Genomic DNA, 24,750 nt, shown 5'->3' with positions numbered 1-24,750 from the left:
GGACCTTCCTCAGCTCGAGCGCCCTTAGGGGGAGCTCCGAATCACGACATTCCGAACTCTTTGTTGATGAAGTCGAGGACCTCGTCGGCGCTGGCGGCGCCGAGCCGGTCGGTGACCGCGGCGGTGTCGGCCTCCCGCTTCGGGGCGTCCTGGGCACCGAGCCACCTCGACAGCACCGTCTGCAGGCGGGCGGTGACCTCGGCCCGCACCCCGCTGTCCGCCGGGATCCCGGCCAGCACCGCTTCGAGCTGGTCGAGTTCGCCGAACACCGGCTCGCCCCGCTCGGCCCCGTCCGGGGCCAGGCGGGCGCGCAGGTGCTCGGCCAGCACCGCCGACGTCGGATAGTCGAACACCAAGGTCGAGGACAGCTTGAGTCCGGTCACAGCGGTCAGCCGGTTGCGCAGCTCGACCGCCGTCACCGAGTCCACGCCCAGGTCCTTGAAGGGGCGCCCGGCCTCCACCGCCTCGCCGGAGGCGTAGCCCAGGACCGCGGCCACCTCGGCCCGGACCAGATCGGTGAGCAGCCGGTCCTGGTCGGTCCGGGACAGCCCGGCGAGCCGGGCGGCCAGGTCCGAGGCCGACTCGGGGGCGCCGCCGGCGTCCTCGGCCCCGGCCAGCGCCTGCCGGGCCTCCGGCACCGAGCCGAGCAGCGGGCTGGGCCGGTGCACGGTGAAGGTCGGGGCGAACCGGCTCCAGTCGACGTCGGCCACCGTGATCGCGCCGTCGCCGCCGTCCACGGCGCGCGCCAGGGCCTTGATGCCGAGCTCGGGGTCCATCACCCGCAGGCCGTAGCGCTGGAGCTGCTCGCCGGTGTTGCCCTGGGCCAAGCCCACGCCGCCCCACAGGCCCCAGGCCACGGAGGTCGCGGCCAGGCCGCGCGCGCGGCGGTTCTCGGCCAGCGCGTCCAGGTAGGCGTTCGCGGAGGCGTAGGCGGGTTGCAGGCCGCTGCCCCAGATCGCCGAGCCGGAGGAGAAGGTGACGAAGGCGTCCAGGTCGTCCTGCGCGGTCAGCTCGTCCAGCCAGGCCGCCCCGGCGCACTTGGCGGCCGAGACATAGGCCTGCTCGTCCACGGTGGTGTCGAGCAGGGCAGTGCCCTGGCCCACGCCGGCGCTGTGCACGACCGAGCTCAGGGCGGGGCCGGACTCCTTGATCCGGTCCAGCAGCGAGGCCACGTCCTCGCGGCTGGCGACGTCGCAGGCCACGACCTCGACCGGGGTGCCGGAGGCGGCCAGCCGGGCCACGGACTCGGCGACGTCCGGCGCGCTCGGCCCGGAGCGGCTGGTCAGCACCAGGCGCGGGGCGCCGCGCTCGGCCGCCCAGCGGGCCACCAGGCCGCCGATGCCGCCGGTGCCGCCGGTCACCAGCACGGTGCCGCGCGGGGACCACGGATCAGGGGTGCGGGCCTGCGGCGCGCGGACCAGGCGGCGGCCGAGGACACCGGCGGCGCGGATGGCCAGCTGGTCCTCCTCGGACTCCGCGCCGGCCCCGGCGGCGGCCCCGGCGAGGATCGCGCACAGCCGGGCGGCGGCGCGGTCGTCCCACTGCTCGGGCAGGTCGATCAGGCCGCCCCAGCGGTCCGGGTGTTCGAGCCCGGCGACCCGGCCCATCCCCCAGACCTGCGCCTGGGTCGGGCTGGTCAGCACGTCCTGCGGACCGGTGCTGACGGCGCCGCGGGTCAGGACCCACAACGGGGCCGCGATCCCGGCGTCGCCGAGCGCCTGGACCAGCACCAGGGTCGCCGCGACCCCGGTGGCCAGGACCGGATGGTCCGGGACCGGGGTCTCGTCGAGCGCGGCCAGGGAGACCACGCCGGCGATGGCGTCCAGGCCGACGGCCGCCTGGGCCTCGGCCGGCAACCCGGCCGCGCCCTCCTGCGCCGCTCCGACCAGAGCCACGGCCTCGACGAGGCGGGCGGTCAGGGCGGCGCGGTCCAGGCCCGAGCCGTCGGTGGTGACGACTGCGGTTGCGGCACGCCGTGCGGCCAGGGCCTGGACCACGTTCTGGACGGCCGGGCCGGACCCGGCGGGGGCGACGATCAGCCAGGTGCCCTCCGGCCCCGGGGCCGTGGGCTCGGGGATCGGCGCCCACGTGATGCGGTAGCGCCAGTCGTTGAGGACTGAGTCGGTGCGTTCGCGGCGCCGCCAGGACGCGAGCGCGGGCAGCACGTCGGTGAGGCGCTCGTCCTCCAGGGCGAGGGTCTCGGCCAGCCGGTGGACGTCGCCGCCGTCGACCGCCGCCCAGAAGTCGGCCTCCGCGCCGTCGGCCGCGGCCGGACCGCCGCCGTTGGCCACCTGGAGGAGGGCCTGGCCCACCTCGGGCCAGTAGCGCTCGTGCTGGAAGGCGTAGGTCGGCAGGCCGACCGGCGCGGCCGGTTCCAGGACCGTGCTCCAGTCGATGCGGACGCCGCGGACGTGCACCTCCGCCAGCGAGGTGAGCAGCCGCGCCGGTCCGCCCTCGTCGCGGCGCAGGGTGCCGGTGACGACCGGGGCCGCGACGTCGAGCTCGTCGAGCGTGTCGCCGATGGCGCCGGTGAGGACCGGGTGCGGCGACACTTCGACGAAGGTGCGGTGTCCGGACCCGGAGAGAGTACGGATGGCGCGGTCGAACTCCACCGGGGAGCGCAGGGAGGCGTACCAGTAGTCGGCATCGGCCTCCGAGCCGCGCAGCCATTCGCCACTCATCGCGGAGATCATCGGGATCCGCGTCGCGGTCGGGGCGACGCCGGACAGGACGCGCTTGATCTCGGTCTCCAGGGCTTCGATCTGCGCGCAGTGCGAGGCGTAGTCGACAGGGACCATGCGGGCCCTGATGTCCTCGGCCTCAGCGGCGGCCTTGATCTCTTCGAGGGCTTGAGGCTCGCCGGAAACGACGGTCGCGGAGGCACCGTTGATCGCGGCCACCGAGACCCGGTCGCCGAACCCTGCGATGCGCTCGCGGACGGCGTCGACGGGCAGGGCGATGGAGAGCATGCCGCCCTTGCCGGCCAACGGCTTCAGCGCCTGGGACCGCAAGGCGACGACGCGGGCGCCGTCTTCGAGGGACAGAATCCCGGAGACCACCGCGGCGGCGATCTCGCCCTGAGAGTGGCCGACCACGGCATCGGGCGTGACCCCGGCCGCCTGCCAGACCGCGGCCAGGGAGACCATCATCGCCCACAGCACCGGCTGCACCTGCTCAGCCGTCTCAAGCTGCTGATCCAACAGCTCGTACAGCGACCAGTCGACGAACGGCGCCAGAGCCTCGGCACACTCGGCAAACCGGGCCGCGAACACCGGCGAGCTCTCCAGCAGCTCCCGGCCCATGCCAACCCACTGGCTGCCCTGACCCGGGAACACGAAGACACTGCGACCGATGGACCCGGCGGTGGTCGATCCCGTGACGACGCCAGCGGACGGCTGCCGCGTCGCGACCGCCGCCAGTCCGGCGGCGAGTTCGCCGCGATCCGTGCCGATGACGACCGAGCGGTGCTCGAACAGGCCCCTGGTGGCGGCCAGCGACCAGGCGACATCAGAGACCTGCGTCTCCGGCCGACCGAGCAGGAACTCGCGCAGCCGCCCGGCCTGCGAGGCCAGCGCGTCCGGGCCGCGCCCGGAGACCAGCAACGCAGCCGTTGCGGTGCCGGACAGAACACGAGGAGCCGTGGGTACGGGCTCCTCTATAAGAGAAACGGGCTCGGCAACCGGAGCTTCTTCGACGATCACGTGCGCGTTGGTCCCGCTCATCCCGAAGGCCGAGACCCCCGCGCGCCGCGTCCGCTCCCCCGGCGTCCACGCGACCTCGTCCGCGAGCAGCCGCACCGCGCCGGCCGTCCAGTCGACGTGCGTCGACGGAGTAGCGGCGTGCAGCGTGCGGGGCAGGACACCGTTGCGCAGCGCCATGACCATCTTGATGACGCCCGCAACGCCCGCGGCCTGCTGCGCATGGCCGATGTTGGACTTCACGGTGCCCAGCCACAGCGGCCGGTCCTCGGGACGGTCCTTGCCGTAGGTGGCCAGCAGCGCGCCGGCCTCGATCGGGTCGCCGAGCTTGGTGCCGGTACCGTGCGCCTCGACCACGTCCACGTCCGCGGTGGTCAGCCCGGCGTTGGCCAGCGCGGCGCGGATGACCCGCTGCTGCGACGGGCCGTTCGGGGCGGTCAGGCCGTTGGAGGCGCCGTCCTGGTTGGTCGCCGTGCCGCGGATGACCGCGAGCACCTGGTGGCCGTTGCGCTCGGCGCCGGAGAGCCGCTCCAGCAGGATCATGCCCGCGCCCTCGGCCCAGCCGGTGCCGTCGGCCTCGTCGCTGAACGCCTTGCAGCGTCCGTCCGTGGCCATGCCCTGCTGCTTGGAGAAATCGCCGAACGCGCCCGGGGTGGCCATCACGGTCACGCCGCCGGCCAGCGCCATCGTGCACTCGCCGGTGCGGATCGCCTGGCAGGCCAGGTGCAGGGCGACCAGGGAGGAGGAGCAGGCGGTGTCGATCGTGACCGCCGGACCTTCCAGGCCGAGGGTGTAGGCGACCCGGCCGGACACCACGCTGCCGGCGTTGCCGGTCGTCAGGTGGCCCTGGGTGCGCTCGGCGCCGGTGGTCGACAAAAGCAGGCCTATGTCATAGCCGGAGGAGGAGGCCCCGGCGAACACGCCGGTCGGCGTCCCGCGCAGCGCGGCCGGGTCGATCCCGGCCCGCTCCAGCGCCTCCCACGACACCTCCAGCAGCAGCCGCTGCTGCGGATCCATCGCCAGCGCCTCGCGCGGGCTGACGCCGAAGAACGGCGCGTCGAAGTCGCCGGCGTCGTAGACGAAGCCGCCGACGCGCGCGTAGTCCATGTCCGCGGAGCCGAGACCCTGTTCGTGCGCGTCCCAACCGCGGTCCTGCGGGAACGGGGAGATGGCGTCGGTCCCGGCCATGACCAGGTCCCACAACTGCTCCGGACCGCCGACGCCGCCGGGCAGACGGCAGCCCATGCCGACGATCGCGATCGGCTCGTCGGAGGCGGCGGCGACGACCACCGGCACGGCGGTGTCGGCCGCGATGCCCAGCAGTTCACCGCGCAGATGCTCGGCGAGGATCGCAGAGGTCGGATAGTCGAAGGCGAGGGTCGCGGGCAGCGTCAGCCCGGTCACCGCGTTCAGGCGGTTCTGCAACTCCATCGCCGTGACCGAGTCGAAGCCCAGGCCGGCGAACGCCTGGTCGGCGGCCACCGCCTCGGCCCCGGCATGCCCCAGGACGATCGCCGCCTCGCCGCGCACCAGATCGACCAGCAGCCGCTCCTGGTCCGCGCGCGAGGCCGCGTGCAGCCGTTGCACCAGCTCGCTCTGCGACTCCGCGACCACTCCCCCGCGCGCCTCGGCCGCGGCGGCGGTCAACGCCTGCCGGGCCTCCGGCAGCAGCTCCAGCAGCGGGCTGGGCCGGCGCAGTGTGAACAGCGGCGCGAACCGCTCCCAGTCCACGTCGGCGACGGTCACCTGGACCTCGCGCCCGTCGATCGCCTGGGCCAGGGCCCTGATACCGAGCTCCGGGTCCATCAGCCGCAGGCCGTAGCGCTGCAGCTGCTCGCCGGCGTCGCCGGCCCCCATCCCGGCGCCGGCCCACAGGCCCCACGCCACGGACGTCCCGACCAGTCCGCGCGCGTGCCGGGTCTCGGCCAGCGCGTCCAGCGCGGCGTTCGCGGCGGCGTAGCTGGGCTGGAGTCCGCTGCCCCACGTCGCGGACACGGAGGAGAACAGCGCGAAGGCGTCCAGATCCAGATCCGCGGTCAGCTCGTCCAGCCAGACCGCGCCGAGGGTCTTGACCTCGGACACGGCCGCGTGTTCGGCGATCGTCAGCTCGGCGGTCGCAGTGCCCTGACCGACACCGGCGGCGTGGATGACCGAGCTCAGCGCCGGGCCGGTCCCGGAGACCCGGGTCAGCAGCGCCGCGACCTGCGGACGCTGCGCGATGTCACAGGCGACGACCTCGACGGCGGTTCCGGACGCCGCGAGCTCGGCGGCCAGCCCGGCCACCCCCGCCGCGCCGGCTCCGGACCGGCTGGTCAGCACCACGCGCCGGGCCGTCCGGCCGGCGGCCCACCGCGCCACCAGGCTGCCGATGCCGCCGGTGCCGCCGGTGATCAGGACACTGCCACGCGGCGTCCAGGTCCCGCTGTTCGGCTGGGGCACGCGCACCAGGCGCCGCCCGAGCAGACCGGTGCTGCGCACGGCCACTTGATCCTCGCCGGCGGTCCCGGACGCGCCGGCCAGCACCGAGCACAGCCGCGCCGCGACCCGCTCGTCCCACTCCGGCGGCAGGTCGACCAGACCGCCCCAGCGCTCGGGGTGCTCCAGTCCGAGCACCCGCCCCAGACCCCAGACCTGCGCCTGGGCGGGCGAGGACAGCACGTCGCCGGGACCGGTTGACACAGCCCCCTGCGTCACCGCCCACAGCGGCGCGCTGATCCCCGCGTCGCCCAGCGCCTGCGCCAGCGCGACCGTCCACGCCACGCCGGCCGGCACCGCCGCGTACCCCTCCAGCGGCGCCTCGTCGAAGGCGAGCAGCGACAGGACTCCGGCGACCACGTTGTCCCCGGGCCCTGCCACCTCCTCCGCCAGCCGGGCGGCCAGCGCCCCCCGGTCCGGGAGCCCCGGACCGAGCGGCAGCACGACCGGCTGGGCGCCTCGCTCGGCGAGGGCGTCGAGCACGCCCCGCGCCGAATCCTCATGTCCGGCCGGCACCACGGCCAGCCAGGTCCCGGCCAGCACCGCCGGACCGGGGTCGCCCACCGGGCTCCAGGCGACGCGGTAGCGCCAGTCCGCGACCGCGCCGTCGGCCCGCTCCCGCCGCCGCCAGGAGGCCAGCGCGGGCAGCAGCTCGCTCAGCGGACGCGTCGCGTCGATCGCCAGCGCGTCTTCGAGCCCGGACAAATCACCGTCCTCGATCGCGGTCCAGAACCGGCCCTCGGCGGCGCCGACCGCCACGGTCGCGGTGCCGACCACCGACTGGATCAGCGTGGCGGACACCTGCGGCCAGAAGTTCTGGTGCTGGAAGGCGTAGGTGGGCAGATCGACGCGCTGCCCGGTGCCGAGCACGGCGGGCCAGTCGACGGGGACGCCCTGCACGTGGATCCGCGCCAGCGCGGTGGTGACGGTGATCGGGGCCGGGGACTTGGAGCGCAGCAACGGGACGAACGTCGCGCCGGCGCCGGCCGGAACGGCGGCGGTGCCGATGGCGGACAACGTGCCGTCCGGGCCGATCTCCACGAAGACCGTGACGCCGCGCTCGACCAGCGCGTTCGCGGCGTCGGCGAAGCGGACCGCGTGGCGGGCCTGGTCGGTCCAGTAGGAAGCGGAGGTCTCGGAGGCGATCTCGCCGTCGGCGGCCCGCGCCCACAGGACCTTGGCCGGCGCGTGGTCGAGACCGGCCGCGACCGCTCCGAGCTCCTCCAGGATCGGGTCCATGTGCAGGGAGTGGAAAGCATGGCTGACGCGCAGCGGCCGCACGCGGCGCTCGCGGCCGCGCCAGAGCTCTGCGATGGCGTCGACCTCGGCGGCGTCACCGGAGACGACGACGGAACGCGGACCGTTGACGGCGGCGATGCCGACGTGCTCGGTCAGGGTCTCCCGGACCTCTTCCTCGGTCGCCGCGATCGAGCACATCGCGCCGCCCTCGGGCAGCGCCTGCATCAGACGCGCACGGTTGGCGACCAGGCGGCAGGCGTCCTCCAGGGACAGCACCCCGGCCGCCCACGCCGCCGCGATCTCACCGACGGAGTGGCCGGCGACGGCATCGGGACGAACCCCGGCGGCCGCGAGCATGTCGACGAGCGCGACCTGGACCGCGAACAAACCGGTCTGGGCGAAGACGGTCTGGTCGGCATCGATGTCCTTGGCGCGGCCGAGGACGACGTCCGCAATGGGAAGTCCGAGCTCGGCCTCCAGGACGGCGCTCGCATAGTCGAAGGACTCTGCGAAGACCGGCGAGGCGGCGTAGAGGCCGCGGCCCATCCCGGCCCGCTGCGCGCCCTGACCGGAGAAGACGAAGCCGACCCGCGAACCGCGCGCCACGCCGGAGACCACTGTCGAAGCAGACTGATTCGTCGCCACGGCGGCCAGCCCGGCCAGCAGCTCCTCGCGCGTCCGGCCGACGACCACGGCCCGGTGGTCGAACCGGGCCCGCGTCGCCGCCAGCGACCACGCGACGTCCGTCGGCTCCGCCTCGGGGTGCGCGACGGCGAACTCCCGGACCCGGCCGGCCTGCCCGGCCAGGGCTTCGGCGCTCCGGCCGGCGACCACCCACGCGGAGACGTCGGAACCGGCCAGGACCGGTACGGGCGCCGGCTCCCGCGCCTCGTCCTCGTCCTCGGCCTCCGCCGCCGGCGGCTCCTCGATGATCACGTGCACGTTCGTGCCGCTCAGCCCGAAGGCCGAGACGCCGGCCCGCCGGGTCTGCTCGCCGCCCGGCCAGGCGACCGGCTCGTTCAGGAGCCTGACATATCCGGTGGTCCAGTCGATGTGCGAGGAGGGCGTCTCGGCGTGCAGGGTCCGGGGCAGCGTGGCGTGGCGCAGGGCCATGACCATCTTCATGATCCCGGCGACGCCGGCGGCGGCCTGCGCGTGGCCGATGTTGGACTTCACCGAGCCCAGCCACAGCGGCCGGTCCTCGGAGTGGTCCTGGCCATAGGTGGCCAGCAGCGCCTGCGCCTCGATCGGGTCGCCGAGCGCCGTGCCGGTACCGTGCGCCTCGACGACGTCCACGTCCGAGCCCGTCAGCCGGGCGTTGGCCAGCGCGGCGCGGATCACCCGCTGCTGCGAGGGCCCGTTCGGCGCGGTCAGGCCGTTGCTGGCACCGTCCTGGTTCATCGCGCTGCCGCGCACCACGGCCAGCACCGGGTGCCCGTTGCGCTGGGCGTCGGACAGCCGCTCCAGCAACAGCACACCGGCGCCTTCGCCCATGCCCATGCCGTCGGCGTCGTCGGAGAACGCCTTGCAGCGGCCGTCGGCGGCCAGCGCGCGCTGCTTGGAGAAGCCGACGAACCCGGCCGGGTCGGCCATCACCATCACGCCGCCGGCCAGCGCCAGCGTGCACTCCCCGGAGCGCAGCGCCTGCGCGGCGAGGTGCAGGGCGACGAGCGAGGAGGAGCAGGCGGTGTCGACGGTGACCGCCGGGCCCTCCAGGCCCAGGGTGTAGGACACGCGGCCGGACAGGATGCTGGTGATGTTGCCGGTGATCAGGTGGCCCTCGGCGCCCTCGACGGTCAGCGCCTGCCCGAGGTAGCCGGACGGCGAGGCGCCCGCGAAGACCCCGGTCGCGGAGCCGCGCAGGGTGTCGGGATCGATCCCGGCGCGCTCCAGCGCCTCCCAGCAGATCTCCAGCAGCAGCCGCTGCTGCGGGTCCATCGCGATGGCCTCGCGCGGGCTGATCCCGAAGAACGCCGGGTCGAACTCCGGCGCCATGTGCAGGAAGCCGCCCTGCTGGACGTAGGAGGTGCCGGGGTTGTCGGGGTCCGGATCAAAGAGTCCTGCCATGTCCCAGCCACGGTTGGCCGGGAACCCGGACACCGCGTCGCCGCCGGCCGCCACCAGCTCCCACAGCTGCTCGGGCGTCGCGACGCCGCCGGGGAAACGGCAGCCCATGCCGACGATCGCGATGGGCTCGTCGGACGCCGCGGCCGCCACCGGGGCGGCGGCCGCGGCATCGGCCCCGCCGACCAGCTGGGAGATGATCTCGTGCGAGAGCACCGTGGCCGACGGGTAGTCGAAGACGACCGTGGACGGCAGCGTCAGGCCGGTCGCCGCGTTCAGGCGGTTGCGCAGATCGATCGCGGTCAGCGAGTCGAAGCCCAGGTCCCGGAACGCGCGGTCGGGGTCGATCTGCGCCGGGGAGGCGTGGCCGAGCACAGCCGCGGCCTGGCCCTGGATCACGTCGACGACGATCCGGACCCGCTCGGCCGGGGCCGCGTCCAGCAGCCGCCCGGCCAGCTCCCCGGCGGCGCCGGCGGCGGCCGGGTCGGCGACGGACGGCGCGGCGGCCAGGGCCCTGATCTCAGGGATCTCGTTCAGCAGCGGCCAGGACCGGGCCGAGCCGAAGACCGGGGAGAACAGCTTCCAGTCGACGTCGGCGACCGCGATGAAGGTCTCGTCGTCGGCCAGCGCCTGCTCCAGGGCGGCCAGCGCGCGGCCCGGGTTGAGGAAGCCCATGCCCTGCTTCATCAGCCACTTGACGACCTCGGGGAGCGGCAGGTCCATCTCGTCGTCGTTCCGGGTGTCCCAGACGCCCCAGGCGACGGTGGTCGCGGTCAGGCCGCGGGCCCGGCGGTCCATGGCCAGCGCGTCCAGGAAGGCGTTGCCGGCGGCGTAGGCGCCGTGCTCCTTGCCGCCCCAGGTGGCGGCGATGGAGCCGAACAGGATGAAGGCTTCCAGCTCGATGCCGAGCTCGACGGTGACCTCGTCCAGCCACACCGCGCCGGCCGCCTTGGCGCCGAGGGCGACGTGCAGCTCCGCCAGGTCGGTGGTGGCCAGCGGCATCAGGTGCACGAGGTTGGCGGCGTGGACGACCGCCGTCAGCGGCGGGAACGGGGTGCCGCCCCAGACCCTCAGCAGACCACTGAGATCGTCGCGCTTGGCAATGTCGCAGGCCACGATGGTGACGGCGGTCCCGGCTTCGGCGAGCTTCGCGGCCAGCGCGGCGGTGTTCGACGCCGAGGGGCCGGAGCGGGTGGGGATGAGCACGTGCCGGGCGTTCCGGCGGCCCAGCCAGTCCAGCAGCCGCGGGCCGATGGCCCCGGTCGCGCCGGTGACCAGCACCGTGCCGCTCGGGGTCCAGGCCTCGTCGGCGGCGGCGCCGGCGCGGGGACGCCGGGGCTCGGCGCGGACCAGGCGACGGATGAGGGTGCCGGAGGGCCGGATCGCCACCTGGTCCTCGGAGCCGTCGGCCAGCACCGCGGCCAGGCGGGCGCCGACCCGGTCGTCCCAGACCGGCGGCAGGTCGATCAGACCGCCCCAGCGGTCGGGGTGCTCCAGGCCGATGACGCGGCCCAGGCCCCAGATCTGGATCTGGAGCGGATTGCGCAGCGGCTCGACCGGGGTCACGTTCGCGGCGCCGCGCGTAACGGCCCACAGCGGGGCGGTGACTCCGGCCGCGCCGAGCGCCTGCTCCAGGAACAGCGTGCCGGCAACGCCGACCGTGACGACGGGAGAGCCGCCGAGCCTGGCCTCGTCGAGGGAGACCAGGGACAGGACGCCGGCGAACCGGCCGTCGGCCGCCTCGGCGAGCGCCGCCGTGACCTTCTCGGTGAGGGGCGCCGGGTCCAGGTCGTCGGCGTCGATCGTGACGACCACGGTCTGCGCGCCCCGGCCAGTCAGGGTACGCACACAGTTCTCGGCCAGCGCCGCCTCGGCGGCGGTGGCGACGATCAGCCAGGTCCCCGCCAGGACGCGCGCCTCGGCGGCCTTCTGCGGCAGCCAGGAGACGCGGTAGCGCCAGTCGGCGATGGTGGAGTCGTCCTGCTCGCGGCGGCGCCAGGCGGCCAGGGCCGGGAGCAGTTCGTTGAGCGGGCGGCTGCTGTCGATGGCGAGCGCCTGGTCGAGCCCGGTCACGTCGCCGGTCTCGATCGCGGCCCAGAACCGGGCCTCGGCCTCGGTGCCGGCCAGGCGGCCGATCTCGGTGCCGTCGACGGCGGCGTCGGTGGTGGCCTGGGTCCAGTAGCGCTGGTGCTGGAAGGCGTAGGTGGGGAGGTCGACGTGCCCGCCGGGGCGCAAGACGGCGGTCCAGTCGACGGCGACGCCGCGTACGTGGGCGTCGGCGAAGGAGGCGAGCAGCCGGGCCGGGCCGCCCTCGTCCCGGCGCAGGGTGCCGACCACGGCCGGGGCCAGGACGCCGGCGGCCTCCAGGGTGTCGCCGATGGCGCCGGTGAGGACCGGGTGCGGGGACACTTCGACGAAGGTGCGGTGGCCGGACCCGGCCAGGGTGCGGATGGCGCGGTCGAACTCGACCGGGGAGCGCAGGGAGGCGTACCAGTAGTCGGCATCGGCCTCCGGGCCGCGCAGCCATTCGCCGCTCATGGCGGAGATCATCGGGATGCGGGTGGCGGCGGGACTGATGCCCGCCAGGACGCGCTTGATCTCGGTCTCCAGCGCATCGATCTGCGCGCAGTGCGAGGCGTAGTCGACAGGGACCATGCGGGCCCTGATGTCCTCGGCCTCAGCGGCGGCCTTGATCTCTTCGAGGGCTTGAGGCTCGCCGGAAACGACGGTCGCGGAGGCACCGTTAATCGCGGCCACCGAGACCCGATCACCGAACTCTGCGATGCGCTCACGAACGGCGTCGACCGGCAGAGCGAGCGAGAGCATGCCGCCTTGGCCCGCGAGCGGACGCAGAGCCTGGGAGCGGAGGGCGACGACGCGGGCCCCGTCTTCGAGCGACAGGATCCCGGCGACGACCGCCGCGGCAATCTCACCCTGGGAGTGGCCGACGACGGCGTCCGGCTTGACCCCGGCCGCCTGCCAGACCGCCGCGAGCGACACCATCATGGCCCACAGGACCGGCTGGACCTGGTCGGCGGTCTCAAGCTGCTGGTCCAAAAGGTCGTAGAGAGACCAGTCGACGAACGGCGCCAACGCCTCGGCACACTCGGCAAACCGGGCCGCGAACACCGGCGAGCTCTCCAGAAGCTCCCGGCCCATGCCAACCCACTGGCTGCCCTGACCAGGAAATACGAATACAGATTTGCCGACACCCGACGCACCCGCGACACCGGTCACCACAGCGCCCGAAGGCTGTCCGGTCGCGATAGCGGACAGCCCCGCCGCCAGCTCATCGCCACTGCCGATAACAACGGCCCGGTTCTCGAACGCCGACCGGCCGGTCGCCAACGACCACGCGACATCAGCATCGCTCGGCCGCCGCTCAACCACGAACTCCCGCAACCGCGCAGCCTGCGCCGCCAACGCATCAGCGCCGCGACCGGAGACCAGCCACGCGGAGACGCCGGCGCCATCGGTTGCCGCAGCCGAACCGCCCCCCGCCGCAGCCAGGTTGCCGACCACTGCGGCCGAACCGGCACCCGCTACAGCAGAGCCGCCGCGCTCGGCAGCCGAACCGCTAGCTGCCGCAGCCAGGCCGCCAGCTGGCGCAGCCGAACCGCCCCCCGCCACACCGCCAACCGCATTGCCGCCCGCCACAGCCGAACCGCCAGCCGCCGCAGCCAGGTTGCCGACCACTGCGGCCGAACCGGCACCCGTCGCAGCCAAACCGTCAGTCACCGCGGCCGAACCGCCGCCCACCACCTCAGGCGCCGCATAAGCCAGCACCGGCAGCGCGGGCGCAACGGCTGTCTCCTCGATCTCGTCGGGCGCTCCAGCCTCAGCATCCTGCGATTCGTCGGCCTCGGCCGCGCTCGGTGCCTCCTCCAGGATCACGTGCGCGTTCGTCCCGCTCATCCCGAAGCCGGACACTCCGGCGCGGCGCGGGCGCTCACCGCTCGGCCACTCCACCGCCTCGTTCAGCAGCTTGACGTTGCCGGCGGTCCAGTCGATGTGGGGTGAGGGCTCCTCGGCGTGCAGGGTTCGGGGCAGCAGGCCGTGGTGGAGGGCCAGGGTCATCTTGATGATGCCCGCGACGCCGGCGGCGGCCTGGAGGTGGCCGATGTTGGACTTGATCGAGCCGAGCCACATCGGGCGGTCGGCGGGGCGGTCCTGGCCGTAGGTGGCGAGCAGGGCCTGGGCCTCGATCGGGTCGCCGAGGGTGGTGCCGGTGCCGTGGGCCTCGACCACGTCCACGTCGGCCGTGGAGAGTTGGGCGTTGGCCAGGGCGGCGCGGATGACGCGTTGCTGCGACGGGCCGTTGGGCGCGGTCAGGCCGTTGGAGGCGCCGTCCTGGTTGATCGCGCTGCCGCGGATCACCGCCAGCACCGGGTGGCCGTTGCGGCGGGCGTCGGAGAGGCGCTCGACCAGGATCATGCCGACGCCCTCGGCGACGCCCATGCCGTCGGCGCGGGCGCCGAACGCCTTGCAGCGGCCGTCGGAGGCCAGGCCGAGCTGGGTGCTGAACTGGGTGAAGATGGTCGGGGCGGCCAGCACGGTGGCGCCGCCGGCCAGGGCCAGGGTGGACTCGCCGGAGCGCAGCGACTGGCAGGCCAGGTGCAGCGCCACCAGCGAGGAGGAGCACGCGGTGTCGATGGTCACCGCCGGGCCCTCCAGGCCCAGGGTGTAGGAGACCCGGCCGGAGACCACGCTGCTGGCCGTGCCGGTCAGCAGGTGGCCGTCGAGCAGGCGGTCCAGGCCCTTGCCGAAGCCGTAGCCGGAGACCGCCGCGCCGGTGAACACGCCGGTCTTGGAGCCGCGCAGGGACCGGGGGTCGATCCCGGCGCGCTCCAATGCCTCCCAGGACGTCTCCAGCAGCAGCCGCTGCTGCGGGTCCATGGCCACGGCCTCGCGCGGGCTGATGCCGAAGAAGCCGGCGTCGAAGTCGCCCACCTCGTAGACGAAGCCGGCCTCGCTCAGGGAGGCGGCGCCGTCCTCGACCTCCGATTCCAGGTCGCGCAGTTCGGTAAGGTCCCAGCCGCGGTCGGTGGGCAGGCCGGCGACGGCGTCGCCGCCGGCCGCCAGCAGCTCCCACAGCCGGTCCGGGTCGTGGGCGCCGCCGGGGAAGCGGCACCCGATCCCGATGATCGCGACCGGCTCCCGGCTCTGGTCTTCCATCTCCCGGAGGCGCCGTTGCGCGTCGGCCAGACTCGTCGTCGCCCACTTGAGGTAGTCGCGCAGGGTCTCTTCAGATGCCACCGGAACCTCACCTATTCGCGTCTGGAGAAAGCAAGCCGGTCCGCCCGGTCAGGACCGGCCGAGCTCCCGGTGGATGAAGTCGAAGATCTCGTCGTCGGAGGCGGACTCGATCCGCTTGGCGACCTCGGCGCCGTCGCCGGCGGCCGAGCCGATCCCGCTCCACGTGGCCAGGAACCGCTGCAGCCGGGCCGTGACCTGCTCGTGCAGCTCGCCGTCCGGCGTGGCGCCGGACAGCAGCGCGTCGAGCTTGTCGAGCTCGGCGAGCAGCGGCAGCCCGTCGGCGTCGGCCGGGAACCACTGGGCCCGCAGATGGTCGGCGAGCACGCTCGGATTCGGGTAGTCGAACAGTAGAGTCGCGCTCAGGCGCAGGCCGGTGGCGGCCGACAGCCGGTTGCGCAGGTCCACGCTCGTCAGCGAGTCGAACCCGAGCTCGCTGAACGCCCGCTCCGGCTCCACGTCCTCCACCGAGGCGTAGCCGAGCACCGAGGCGGCCTCGGCCCGCACCAGGTCCGTCAGGATCCTGACCTGCTCGGCGGCGGCCAGCCCGGTCAGCTGCCCGGCCAGCGCCGAGGCGGTGTCGCCGGACGCCGGCGCGGCGGCCTCGGTCTCGGCCAGTGCGCGGCCCACCTCGGGCAGCGCCTCGATCAGCGGCGAGGGCCGCCGCAGCACGAACACCGGCGCGAACCGCTGCCAGTCCATGTCGGCGACGGTCAGCAGGTCCTCCCCGGAGTCCAGCGCCCCGGCCAGGGCCTGCACCGCCAGCCGCGGCTCCATCAGCCGCAGCCCGCGCCGCGCCATCTGCTCGGCGCCCTCGACGTCGGTCATCCCGCCGCCGCCCCACGGGCCCCACGCCACCGACGTCGCGGCCAGCCCCCGCGCGCGCCGGTTCTCGGCGAGCGCGTCGAGGTAGGCGTTGCCGGCGGCGTAGCTGGGCTGCATCCCGCCGCCCCAGGTCGCGGCGATCGAGGAGAACATCACGAAGGCGTCGAGGTCCAGATCGGCGGTCAGCTCGTCGAGCACGGCGGCGCCGGCGGTCTTGGCCGCGGTGACGCTCGCCTGCTCGGCCAGCGAGGTGTCGGCCAGCAGGGTGGCCTGTCCGACGCCGGCGGTGTGCACGACCGAGCTCAGCGCCGGGCCGGTCGCGGCGATCCGGGCCAGCAGGGTGCCGACCTCGGAGCGCCGCGCGGTGTCGCAGGCGGCGACCTCGACGGTGGTCCCGGCGGTCGCCAGCTCGGCGGCCAGCCCCGCGACGGCGCGGGCGCCGGGACCGGAGCGGGAGGTGAGCACGATCCGCTCGGCGCCGCGGCCGGTGAGCCAGCGGCCGACGTGGCCGCCGAGCGCCCCGGTGCCGCCGGTGATCAGGACGGTGCCGCGCGGCTGCCACTCGGTCGGCGCCGCGCCGGGGGCGGCGTGCTCCAGCCGGCGGCCGAAGACTCCGGTGGCGCGGACCGCCACCTGGTCCTCGAAGCCCTCGGCGGACGGAGTGCTGCCGATCAGGGCACTGAATCGGGCGGCGACCCGGTCGTCCCAGACCGCGGGCAGGTCGATCAGGCCGCCCCAGCGCTCGGGGTGCTCCAGGGCCACGACGCGGCCCAGGCCCCAGATCTGGGCCTGGCCCGGGCTGGTCAGCGGGTCGCCGGAGCCGGTGGAGACCGCGCCCTGGGTCACCGCCCACAACGGCGCCTCGATGCCGGCGTCGCCGAGGGCCTGGGTCAGCAGCAGCGTCGCGGCCACGCCGAACGGCAGGTCCTCGACGGCCGGGCGCTCGTCCAGGCCCAGCAGCGACACGACCGCGGAGAACGATCCGCCGGCCCCGGCTCCAGCTCCGGCAATGGCGGCGGCGAGCGCCGTCCGGTCCAGGTCGGCCGTACCGACGGGGAGGGTGACGACCTCGGCACCGCGCTCCCGCAACGCCTGCGCCAGGTCGTTGCTCAGAGTACTGCTGCCGTCCGCGGCGAAAGCGCTGTCGGCAAGTTGCTCCTGCGCCGAGCCGTTACTCCGGGTGCTGCTACCGTGCCCGGCGATCCCGCTGCCGGCAGGGCTTTCCGATCCGGCCTGCCCCGGCGTCACCACCAGCCAGGTCCCGCCCAGCACCGCCGCGCCGGGTTCGCCGAGCGGCGTCCAGGCCACGCGGTAGCGCCAGTCGGCGACCGCCGAGTCCTCCCGCTCGCGGCGGCGCCAGGAGGCGAGCGCGGGCAGCAATTCGGTCAGCGGGCGCCGCGGGTCGATGGCGAGGCTGTCCTCGATGCCGCTGAGGTCGCCGCCCTCGACCGCGGCCCAGAAGCGGGCCTCGGCGGCGCCGGCCGAGCCTTCTTCGAGGGCTGCGACGTCGGGGGTGTCGAGCCAGTAGCGGCGCCGCTGGAAGGCGTAGGTCGGCAGGTCGGTGCGCTCGCCGGTGAGGACCGCGGTCCAGTCGACGTCGGTCCCGTGGACGTGGACCCGGGCCAGCGCGGCGAGCAGGCCGGCGGCGCCGGGCTCCTCGCGGGTCACGGTGCCGGTGACGACCGGCGCCGGGCCGGCGGCCTCCTCGACGCACTCGGTGATCGCACCGGTCAGCACCGGCTGCGCCGAGACCTCGACGAAGGTGCGGTAGCCGGCGCGCGACAGTTCGCCCACCGCGTCGGCGAAGCGGACCTGCTCGCGGACGTTCGCGTACCAGTAGGCGCCGGTGAGTTCGTGGCCGGGCAGCCAGCGGTTGTAGGCGGTGGAGTAGAAGGCGATCCGGCCGGCCTGCGGGCGGATGCCGGACAGGCCGTCCAGCAGCTGGTCCTCGATCGGCCGCACGCGCGGCGAGTGGGCCACGAAGTCCGATGTGGCCGGGACCCGCCAGCGCAGGATGCGGCGCTTGGACAGGGTGGCCTCGAACCGGTCGAGGTCCTCCGGCGGCCCGGAGATCACGGTGGCGGCCGGGGAGTTGACCGCGGCCACGGTCAGCGCGGGGAAGTCGCGCAGCAGACCGGCCGCGGCGGACTCCGGCATCACGACGGACAGCAGTCCGCCGCTGGCCCCGAGGCCGGCCAGCGCCTTGGAGCGCAGCACCACGACCCGGGCGGCGTCGTCCAGGCTCAGGATCCCGGCGACGGTGGCCGCCGCGATCTCGCCCTGGCTGTGGCCGACCACCGCGTCGGGAGTGACGCCGGCGACCTGCCAGACCGCGGCCAGCGAGACCATGACGGCCCACATCACCGGTTGTGCCACGTCGGCGGAGTCCAGCGTCGGCGCGCCGTCGGCCTGGTCCAGGACGTCGCGCGGCGACCAGTCGACGTACGGGGCCAGCGCGTCGGCGCACTCGGCGAAGCGCGCGGCGAACACCGGCGACTCGGCCAGCAGCGCCCGGCCCATGCCGGGCCACTGGCTGCCCTGGCCGGGGAAGACGAACGCGCTGCGCCCGACGCCGCCGGCCGGGACCGAGCCGCTGACCGCCCCGGCCGCCTGCTGCGCGGTGGCGACGGACGCCAGGCGCGCGGCCAGTTCGGCGCGGTCGGAGCCGATGACGACGGCGCGGTGGGCGAACGTCGCCCGGGTGGCGGCCAGCGACCAGCCGACGTCGGCCGGGTCCAGCCCCGGCCGGGCCAGCACGAACTCGCGCAGCCGGCCGGCCTGTCCGGCCAGGGCGTCGGCGGTGCGGCCGGAGATCGGCCAGGCCGCGACGCCGGCGCCGGCGAGGACCGCCGGGGTCCGGGGCTCGTCGCCGCCGGGCGCGTGGGCATGGGCGTGGGCGTGGGTGCCGGAGCCGATCAGGGCGCTGTCACCGGTCCCGTCGGCTCCGCTGCCGCCCGGGGCGTCCGAGGCGTCCGCGCCGTCGAAGGCCGGCGCCTCCTCCAGGATCACGTGCACGTTCGTGCCGCTCATCCCGAACGCCGAGACCCCGCCGCGCCGCACCCGGTCCCCGGCGGGCCAGGCCACCGGCTCCTGGAGCAGCCTGACGTGCCCGGCGGTCCAGTCGATCTCGTGCGAGGGCTCCTCGGCGTGCAGCGTCCTGGGCATCAGGCCATTGCGAAGGGCCATGACCGTCTTGATGACGCCGGCGACGCCGGCCGCCGACTGCGAGTGCCCGATGTTGGACTTCACCGAGCCCAGCCACAGCGGCCGGTCGGCGGGCCGGTCCTGGCCGTAGGTGGCCATCAGGGCCTGGGCCTCGATCGGGTCGCCGAGCGGGGTGCCGGTGCCGTGCGCCTCCACCACGTCGACGTCGGCGGTGGTGAGCCGGCCGTTGGCCAGCGCGGCGCGGATGACGCGCTGCTGCGACGGGCCGTTCGGGGCGGTGAGGCCGTTGGACGCGCCGTCCTGGTTCACCGCGCTCCCCCGGATCACGGCCAGCACGGTGTGGCCGTTGCGGCGGGCGTCGGAGAGCCGTTCGAGCACGACCATGCCCGCGCCCTCGCCCATGCCCATGCCGTCGGCCTCGTGGGAGAACGCCTTGCACCGGCCGTCGAAGGCCAGGCCGCGCTGCCGCGAGAAGCCGACGAACACCACCGGGGTGGCGAGCATCGTGACGCCGCCGGCCAGTGCCAGGTCGCACTCGCCGGACTGCACCGCCTGCGCGGCCATGTGCAGCGCGACCAGCGAGGAGGAGCACGCGGTGTCCAGCGTGACCGCCGGGCCCTCCAGGCCCAGGACGTAGGACAGGCGTCCGGACAGCACGCTGCCCGCCGTCCCGGTGGCCAGGTGGCCCTCGATGCCCTCGGTGCCGGTCAGCGCCAGCTGCATCCCCAGCGCCTGGTACCCGGACTCGGCGCCGCCGACGAACACGCCGGTGCGCGAGCCCTTGAGTGTCTGGGGATTGATACCGGCGCGCTCCAGCGCCTCCCACGTGACCTCCAACAGCATCCGCTGCTGCGGGTCCATGGCCAGCGCCTCGCGCGGGCTGATCCCGAAGAACGGCGCGTCGAACTCGCCGGCGGCGTTGAGGAAGCCGCCTTCGCGCACGTAGGAGGTGCCGACGTGGTCCGGGTCCGGGTGGTAGAGGTTCTGGGCCCAGCCGCGGTCGGTCGGGAACCCGGCGATGGCGTCGCCGCCGGCCGCGACCAGGTCCCACAGGTCGTCGGGCCCTGCGACGCCGCCCGGGTAGCGGCAGCCCATGGCGACGATCGCCACCGGCTCGGCGAGCACCGCGCCCCCGACCGGACCGGCCGGACCGGCCTGCAGGCCCAGGGCGCGGGTGCGCAGGTACTCGGCGAGCACGGCCGGCGTCGGGTAGTCGAACAGCAGCGTGGCGGGCAGCCGCAGCCCGGTCGCGGCGTTCAGCCGGTTGCGCAGCTCCACCGAGGTCAGCGAGTCGAATCCGAGGTCGCTGAAGGCCCGGCCGGCGTCGACCGCGTCCGCCGAGTCGTGGCCCAGCACCGAGGCGGCCTCGGTCCGGATCACGTCGGTCAGCAGCCGGTCCTGCTCGGCCGGGCTCAGCCCGACCAGCCGGCCGGCCAGCTCGCCGCCGACGGGGTCGGCGCGGTCCACCGCGGCCTCGGCCTCGGCCGCGGCGGCCAGCGCCGCGCGCACCTCCGGCAGGCCCTCCAGCAGTGGGCTGCGACGGCGCAGCGAGAACGTCGGGCCGAGGATCTCCCAGGTGGCGTCGGCGATGGTGACCAGGGACTCGCCGGCGTCCAGGGTGCGGGCCAGCGCCTCGATCGCCAGCGGCGGCTCCAGCAGCCGCAGACCGCGCCGGGCCAGCTGGATCCGGGCGTCGCCCTCGGTCGGGCCGCCGGAGGCCCACGGGCCGTAGGCGATGGACGTGGCCTTCAGGCCGCGCGCCAGCCGGTTGTCGGCCAGCGCGTCCAGATACGCGTTGCCGGCGGCGTAGCCGGGCTCGTGACCGGCGCCCCAGGTGGCGGCGATCGAGGAGTACATGACGAAGGCGTCGAGGTTCAGCCCGGCGGTCAGCTCGTCCAGCCAGCGCGCGCCGGCGACCTTGGCGGCCAGGGCGCGGTCCAGCCGTTCCAGTTCGAGGGCGGCGACCGGCTTGTCGTCGAAGACCAGCGCGGCGTGCATGACGGAGCTGAGGTTGGGGCCGTCGGTGGTGATCCAGCCGAGCAGTCCGGCGACCTCGTCGCGGCGCGCGGTGTCGCAGGCCACGATGTCGACGCGGGTTCCGGCCTGCGCCAGCTTGGCGCTGAGCTCGGCGACGCCGGCCGCGGCCGGGCCGGAGCGCGAGGTCAGGACGATCCGCTCGGCGCCGCGGCCGGTCAGCCAGGGTCCGAGGTGGTTGCCCAGGGCGCCGGTGCCGCCGGTGATGAGCACGGTTCCGCGCGGCCTCCAGGTTTTGAGGTCGCGGTCCCGATGCTTCGGCGGCCGTACCAGCCGACGGCCGAGGATCCCGGCCGAACGAACGGCGACCTGGTCCTCGTCGCCGAGTCCGGCCAGCACGGCGGTGAACCGGGTAGCGGTCCGGTCGTCCCACTCCGGCGGCAGGTCGACCAGGCCGCCCCAGCGCTCAGGGTGTTCGAGTCCTGCGACGCGGCCGAAACCCCAGGCCTGGCCCTGCGTCGGGTGGGTGAGGCGGTCCCCGGGCGCGGCGGCGACGGCGTCCCGCGTCACGAGCCAGAGCGGGGCGTCGACGCCGGCGTCGCCGAGCGCCTGGGTCAGCAGCAGCGACCCGGCCAGGCCGGTGGCGATGCCGGGGAACCGCGGGTTCGGGGTCTCGTCGAAGGCCAGGAGGCTGACGACGCCGCTGAGCCGCTGGTCCCCGGCGGTGAGCTGGGCAAGCCGGTCGGCGAGGGCGTCGCGGTCCAGATCGGCGGCGCCGAGCCGGAGGGTGGCGACCTCGGCGCCGCGCTCGGTCAGGGCATTGACACACAGGTCCACGGTGTCGTCCGGCTGCGCCGGGTGCACGACCAGCCAGGTGCCGGTGAGCACGCTCGCGCCGGGGTCGGAGACCGGGGCCCAGGTGACCCGGTAGCGCCAGTCGGCGACGACGGAGTCGGCGCGTTCGCGGCGGCGCCAGGAGGCCAGGGCGGGCAGGATCTCGGCGAGGGTCTCGTCGTCGACGGACAGCGACGCGGCGAGCTGCTCGGTGTCGCCGCCCTCGACGGCGGCCCAGAACTCGGCCTCGGCCTCGCTGTTGTGGCCGGAGTCGGTCTTGGTGCCGGCCTCGACGGCCTGGAGCCAGTAGCGGCGGTTCTGGAAGGCGTAGGTGGGCAGCTCAACGCGTTCGCCACCGCCGAGCACGGCGGCCCAGTCGACGCTGATTCCGGCGACGTGCAGCCGGGCCAGGGAAGTGAGCAGGCCGGCCGGGCCCGGGTCCTCGCGGGTGACGGTGCCGGTGACGGTCGGGGCGCCGGTCCCGGCGTCCTCGACGGTCTCGGCGACGGCACCGGTGAGCGCGGGCTGCGCGGAGACCTCGATGAAGGTGCGGTAGCCGCTGCGCGCCAGGTCGGCAACGGCGTCGGCGAAGCGGACCTGCTCGCGGACGTTGGCGTACCAATAGCCGGCGCCGAGGTCGCCGCCGTGCAGCCACTGGCCGCGAGCGGTGGAGTAGAAGGCGACGTCGCCGGTCTGCGGGGCGATGCCGGCCAGGGCGCGGGTGAGGTCGGCCTCGATGGGCTCGACGCGCGGCGAGTGGGCCACGAAGTCGGCCGTGGCCGGGACGCGCCAGCGCAGGATGCGGCGCTTGGAGAGCGCGGCCTCGAAGGCGTCCAGGTCCTCGGGCGTGCCGGAGACGACGGTCGCGGCCGGAGAGTTCACGGCGGCCACGGTGACGCGGTCGGCGAACCCGGTCTCTTCGAGCACTGACAAGCAGGCCGCTTCCGGCATGACCACCGACAGCAGGCCGCCGGAGGCGTTGAGCCCGGCCAGGGCTTTGGAGCGCGCGACGACGACCTTGGCGCCGTCCCGGATCGAGAGGATCCCGGCGACGGTGGCGGCGGCGATCTCGCCCTGGGAGTGGCCTATGACAGCTTCCGGATTCACTCCGGCTGCCTGCCACACAGCGGCGAGCGAGACCATCACGGCCCACATCACCGGCTGGGCGACGTCGGCAGTGTCCAGGGCACCGGCGTTCTCGATGACGTCGAGCAGCGACCAGTCGACCAGCGGCGCCAACGCCTCGGCGCACTCGGTCAGGCGAGCGGCGAAGACCGGGGACGTGGCCAGCAGTTCGCGGCCCATGCCGACCCACTGGCTGCCCTGGCCCGGGAAGACGAAGACGGTCCGGCCGGCCGAGGAACCCGCCGATCCGGTGATCACGCCGACTGCCGCCTGGCCGGTCGCGACCGCCGCGAGCCCGGCGATCGCGGTCCCGGCCGCTGAAGCGGGACCGGCTCCGGCCGCTGTCAGTGCGGCGGCGCTCGAACCGGCAGTGCTCGAACCGGCGGCGCTCAAACCGGCAGTATTCGGGCCCTGCGCGGCAGTGCCGATCACCACAGCACGGTTCTCGAAGGTCGCGCGCATGGTGGCCAGCGACCAGGCGACGTCCGCCACGTCCAGCTCCGGCCGGGCCAACAAGTGCTCGCGCAGCCGACCGGCCTGCGCCGCCAGAGCGTCCCCGGTGCGCCCGGAGACCAGCCAGGCGGTGCTCTCCAGCCCTTCGAAGACCCGGAGCGCCGGCTCGACCGGTGCCGTCTCCTCCTCGACGACCGGAGCGTCTTCGGGTTCTGCTTCGGTCTCGGCGGCGAAGTCCGGCGCCTCCTCGACGATCACGTGCACGTTCGTGCCGCTCATCCCGAACCCGGACACGCCGCCGCGCCGCGGGCGGCCGTGGTCCGGCCACTGCTGCGACTCGCCGATCAGGCGCACGAGGCCGGTGGTCCAGTCGATCTCGTGCGAGGGATTGTCGGCGTGCAGAGTGCGCGGCAGCGTGCGGTTGCGCAGCGCCATGACCATCTTCATCATCCCGGCGATGCCGGCGGCCTGCTGCGCGTGCCCGATGTTGGACTTGATCGAGCCCAGCCACAGCGGCCGGTCCTCGGGCCGGTCCTGGCCGTAGGTGGCCAGCAGCGCCTGCGCCTCGATCGGGTCGCCGAGCGGGGTGCCGGTGCCGTGCGCCTCGACGATGTCGACGTCGGCGGTGGACAGGTGCGCGCCGGCCAGCGCGGCGCGGATGACCCGCTGCTGCGCCGGACCGTTGGGGGCGGTGAGGCCGTTGCTCGCGCCGTCCTGGTTCACCGCGCTGCCGCGCACCACGGCCAGCACGGTGTGGCCGTTGCGGCGGGCGTCGGAGAGCCGCTCCACGACCAGCACGCCGGCGCCCTCGGCGACGCCCATGCCGTCGGCGGTGTCGGCGAAGGCCTTGCACTTGCCGTCGTTGGACAGCCCCAGATGCTGGCTGAAGTCGGTGAACAGCACCGGCGTGGCGGCCACGAAGGCGCCGCCGACCAGGGCCAGCGAGCACTCCTCGGCGCGCAGCGAGCGGCACGCCAGGTGCAGCGCCACCAGCGCCGAGGAGCAGGCGGTGTCGACGGTGACCGCCGGGCCCTCCAGCCCCAGGGTGTAGGACACCCGGCCGGACAGGATGCTGGTCGCGTTGCCGGTCATCAGGTGGCCGTCCAGGCCGCCGCGCTCGGCGGAGAACCAGCCGTACCCGGCGAAGCTGGCGCCCGCGAAGATGCCGGTCTTCGTGCCCTTCAACGCCAGCGGGTCGATGCCGGCCCGCTCCAGCGCCTCCCAAGCGGTCTGCAACAGCAGCCGCTGCTGCGGGTCCATGGCGGCCGCCTCGCGCGGGCTGATCCCGAAGAACCCGGGGTCGAACTCCGTGGCGTCGTAGACGAAACCGCCGCCGCGCACCGGCGAGGCGCCCTCCCAGCCGCGGTCCCGGGGCAGCTCGCCGGCCGCCTCGGCGCCGGAGACCGCCAGCTCCCACAGGTCCTCCGGGCTGCGCACCCCGCCGGGGAAGCGGCAGCCCATGCCCACGATCGCCAGCGGCTCCTCGGCCGCCGCCTCGAGGTCATGCAGGCGCCGACGCGTCTCGTGCAGGTTCGCTGTGACCTGCTTGAGGAAATACCGGAGCTTGTCGTCCTCACTCACTTACCGTCACCCCATCGCCAGAAATCGTCGGCCGCCGCGTCGGACCTGCTCCGGCCGGCGCAAA

The 24,750-nt window shown here is 74.7% G+C and carries 2 protein-coding genes; both read right to left on the bottom strand.

Annotated elements, in window-relative coordinates; translation table 11 throughout:
- Nucleotides 1–41 precede the first annotated feature (41 nt).
- Complete coding sequence (locus ABD481_RS25265) at nt 42–14,747, bottom strand: type I polyketide synthase (RefSeq protein ID WP_425559282.1); 14,706 nt, start codon at nt 14,745–14,747, stop codon at nt 42–44.
- A gap of 33 nt (nt 14,748–14,780) precedes the next feature.
- Nucleotides 14,781–24,686 (bottom strand): type I polyketide synthase, encoded by a 9,906-nt coding sequence (locus ABD481_RS25260; protein ID WP_344668234.1) that lies wholly within the window; start codon nt 24,684–24,686, stop codon nt 14,781–14,783.
- Nucleotides 24,687–24,750 lie beyond the last annotated feature (64 nt).

Origin of the sequence: Catenulispora yoronensis, assembly GCF_039531695.1 — a bacterium.
In the GTDB taxonomy this organism is placed as follows: domain Bacteria; phylum Actinomycetota; class Actinomycetes; order Streptomycetales; family Catenulisporaceae; genus Catenulispora; species Catenulispora yoronensis.
Note: the sequence above shows the minus strand (reverse complement) of the source record. Positions and strands in the feature narration are given on the sequence as shown.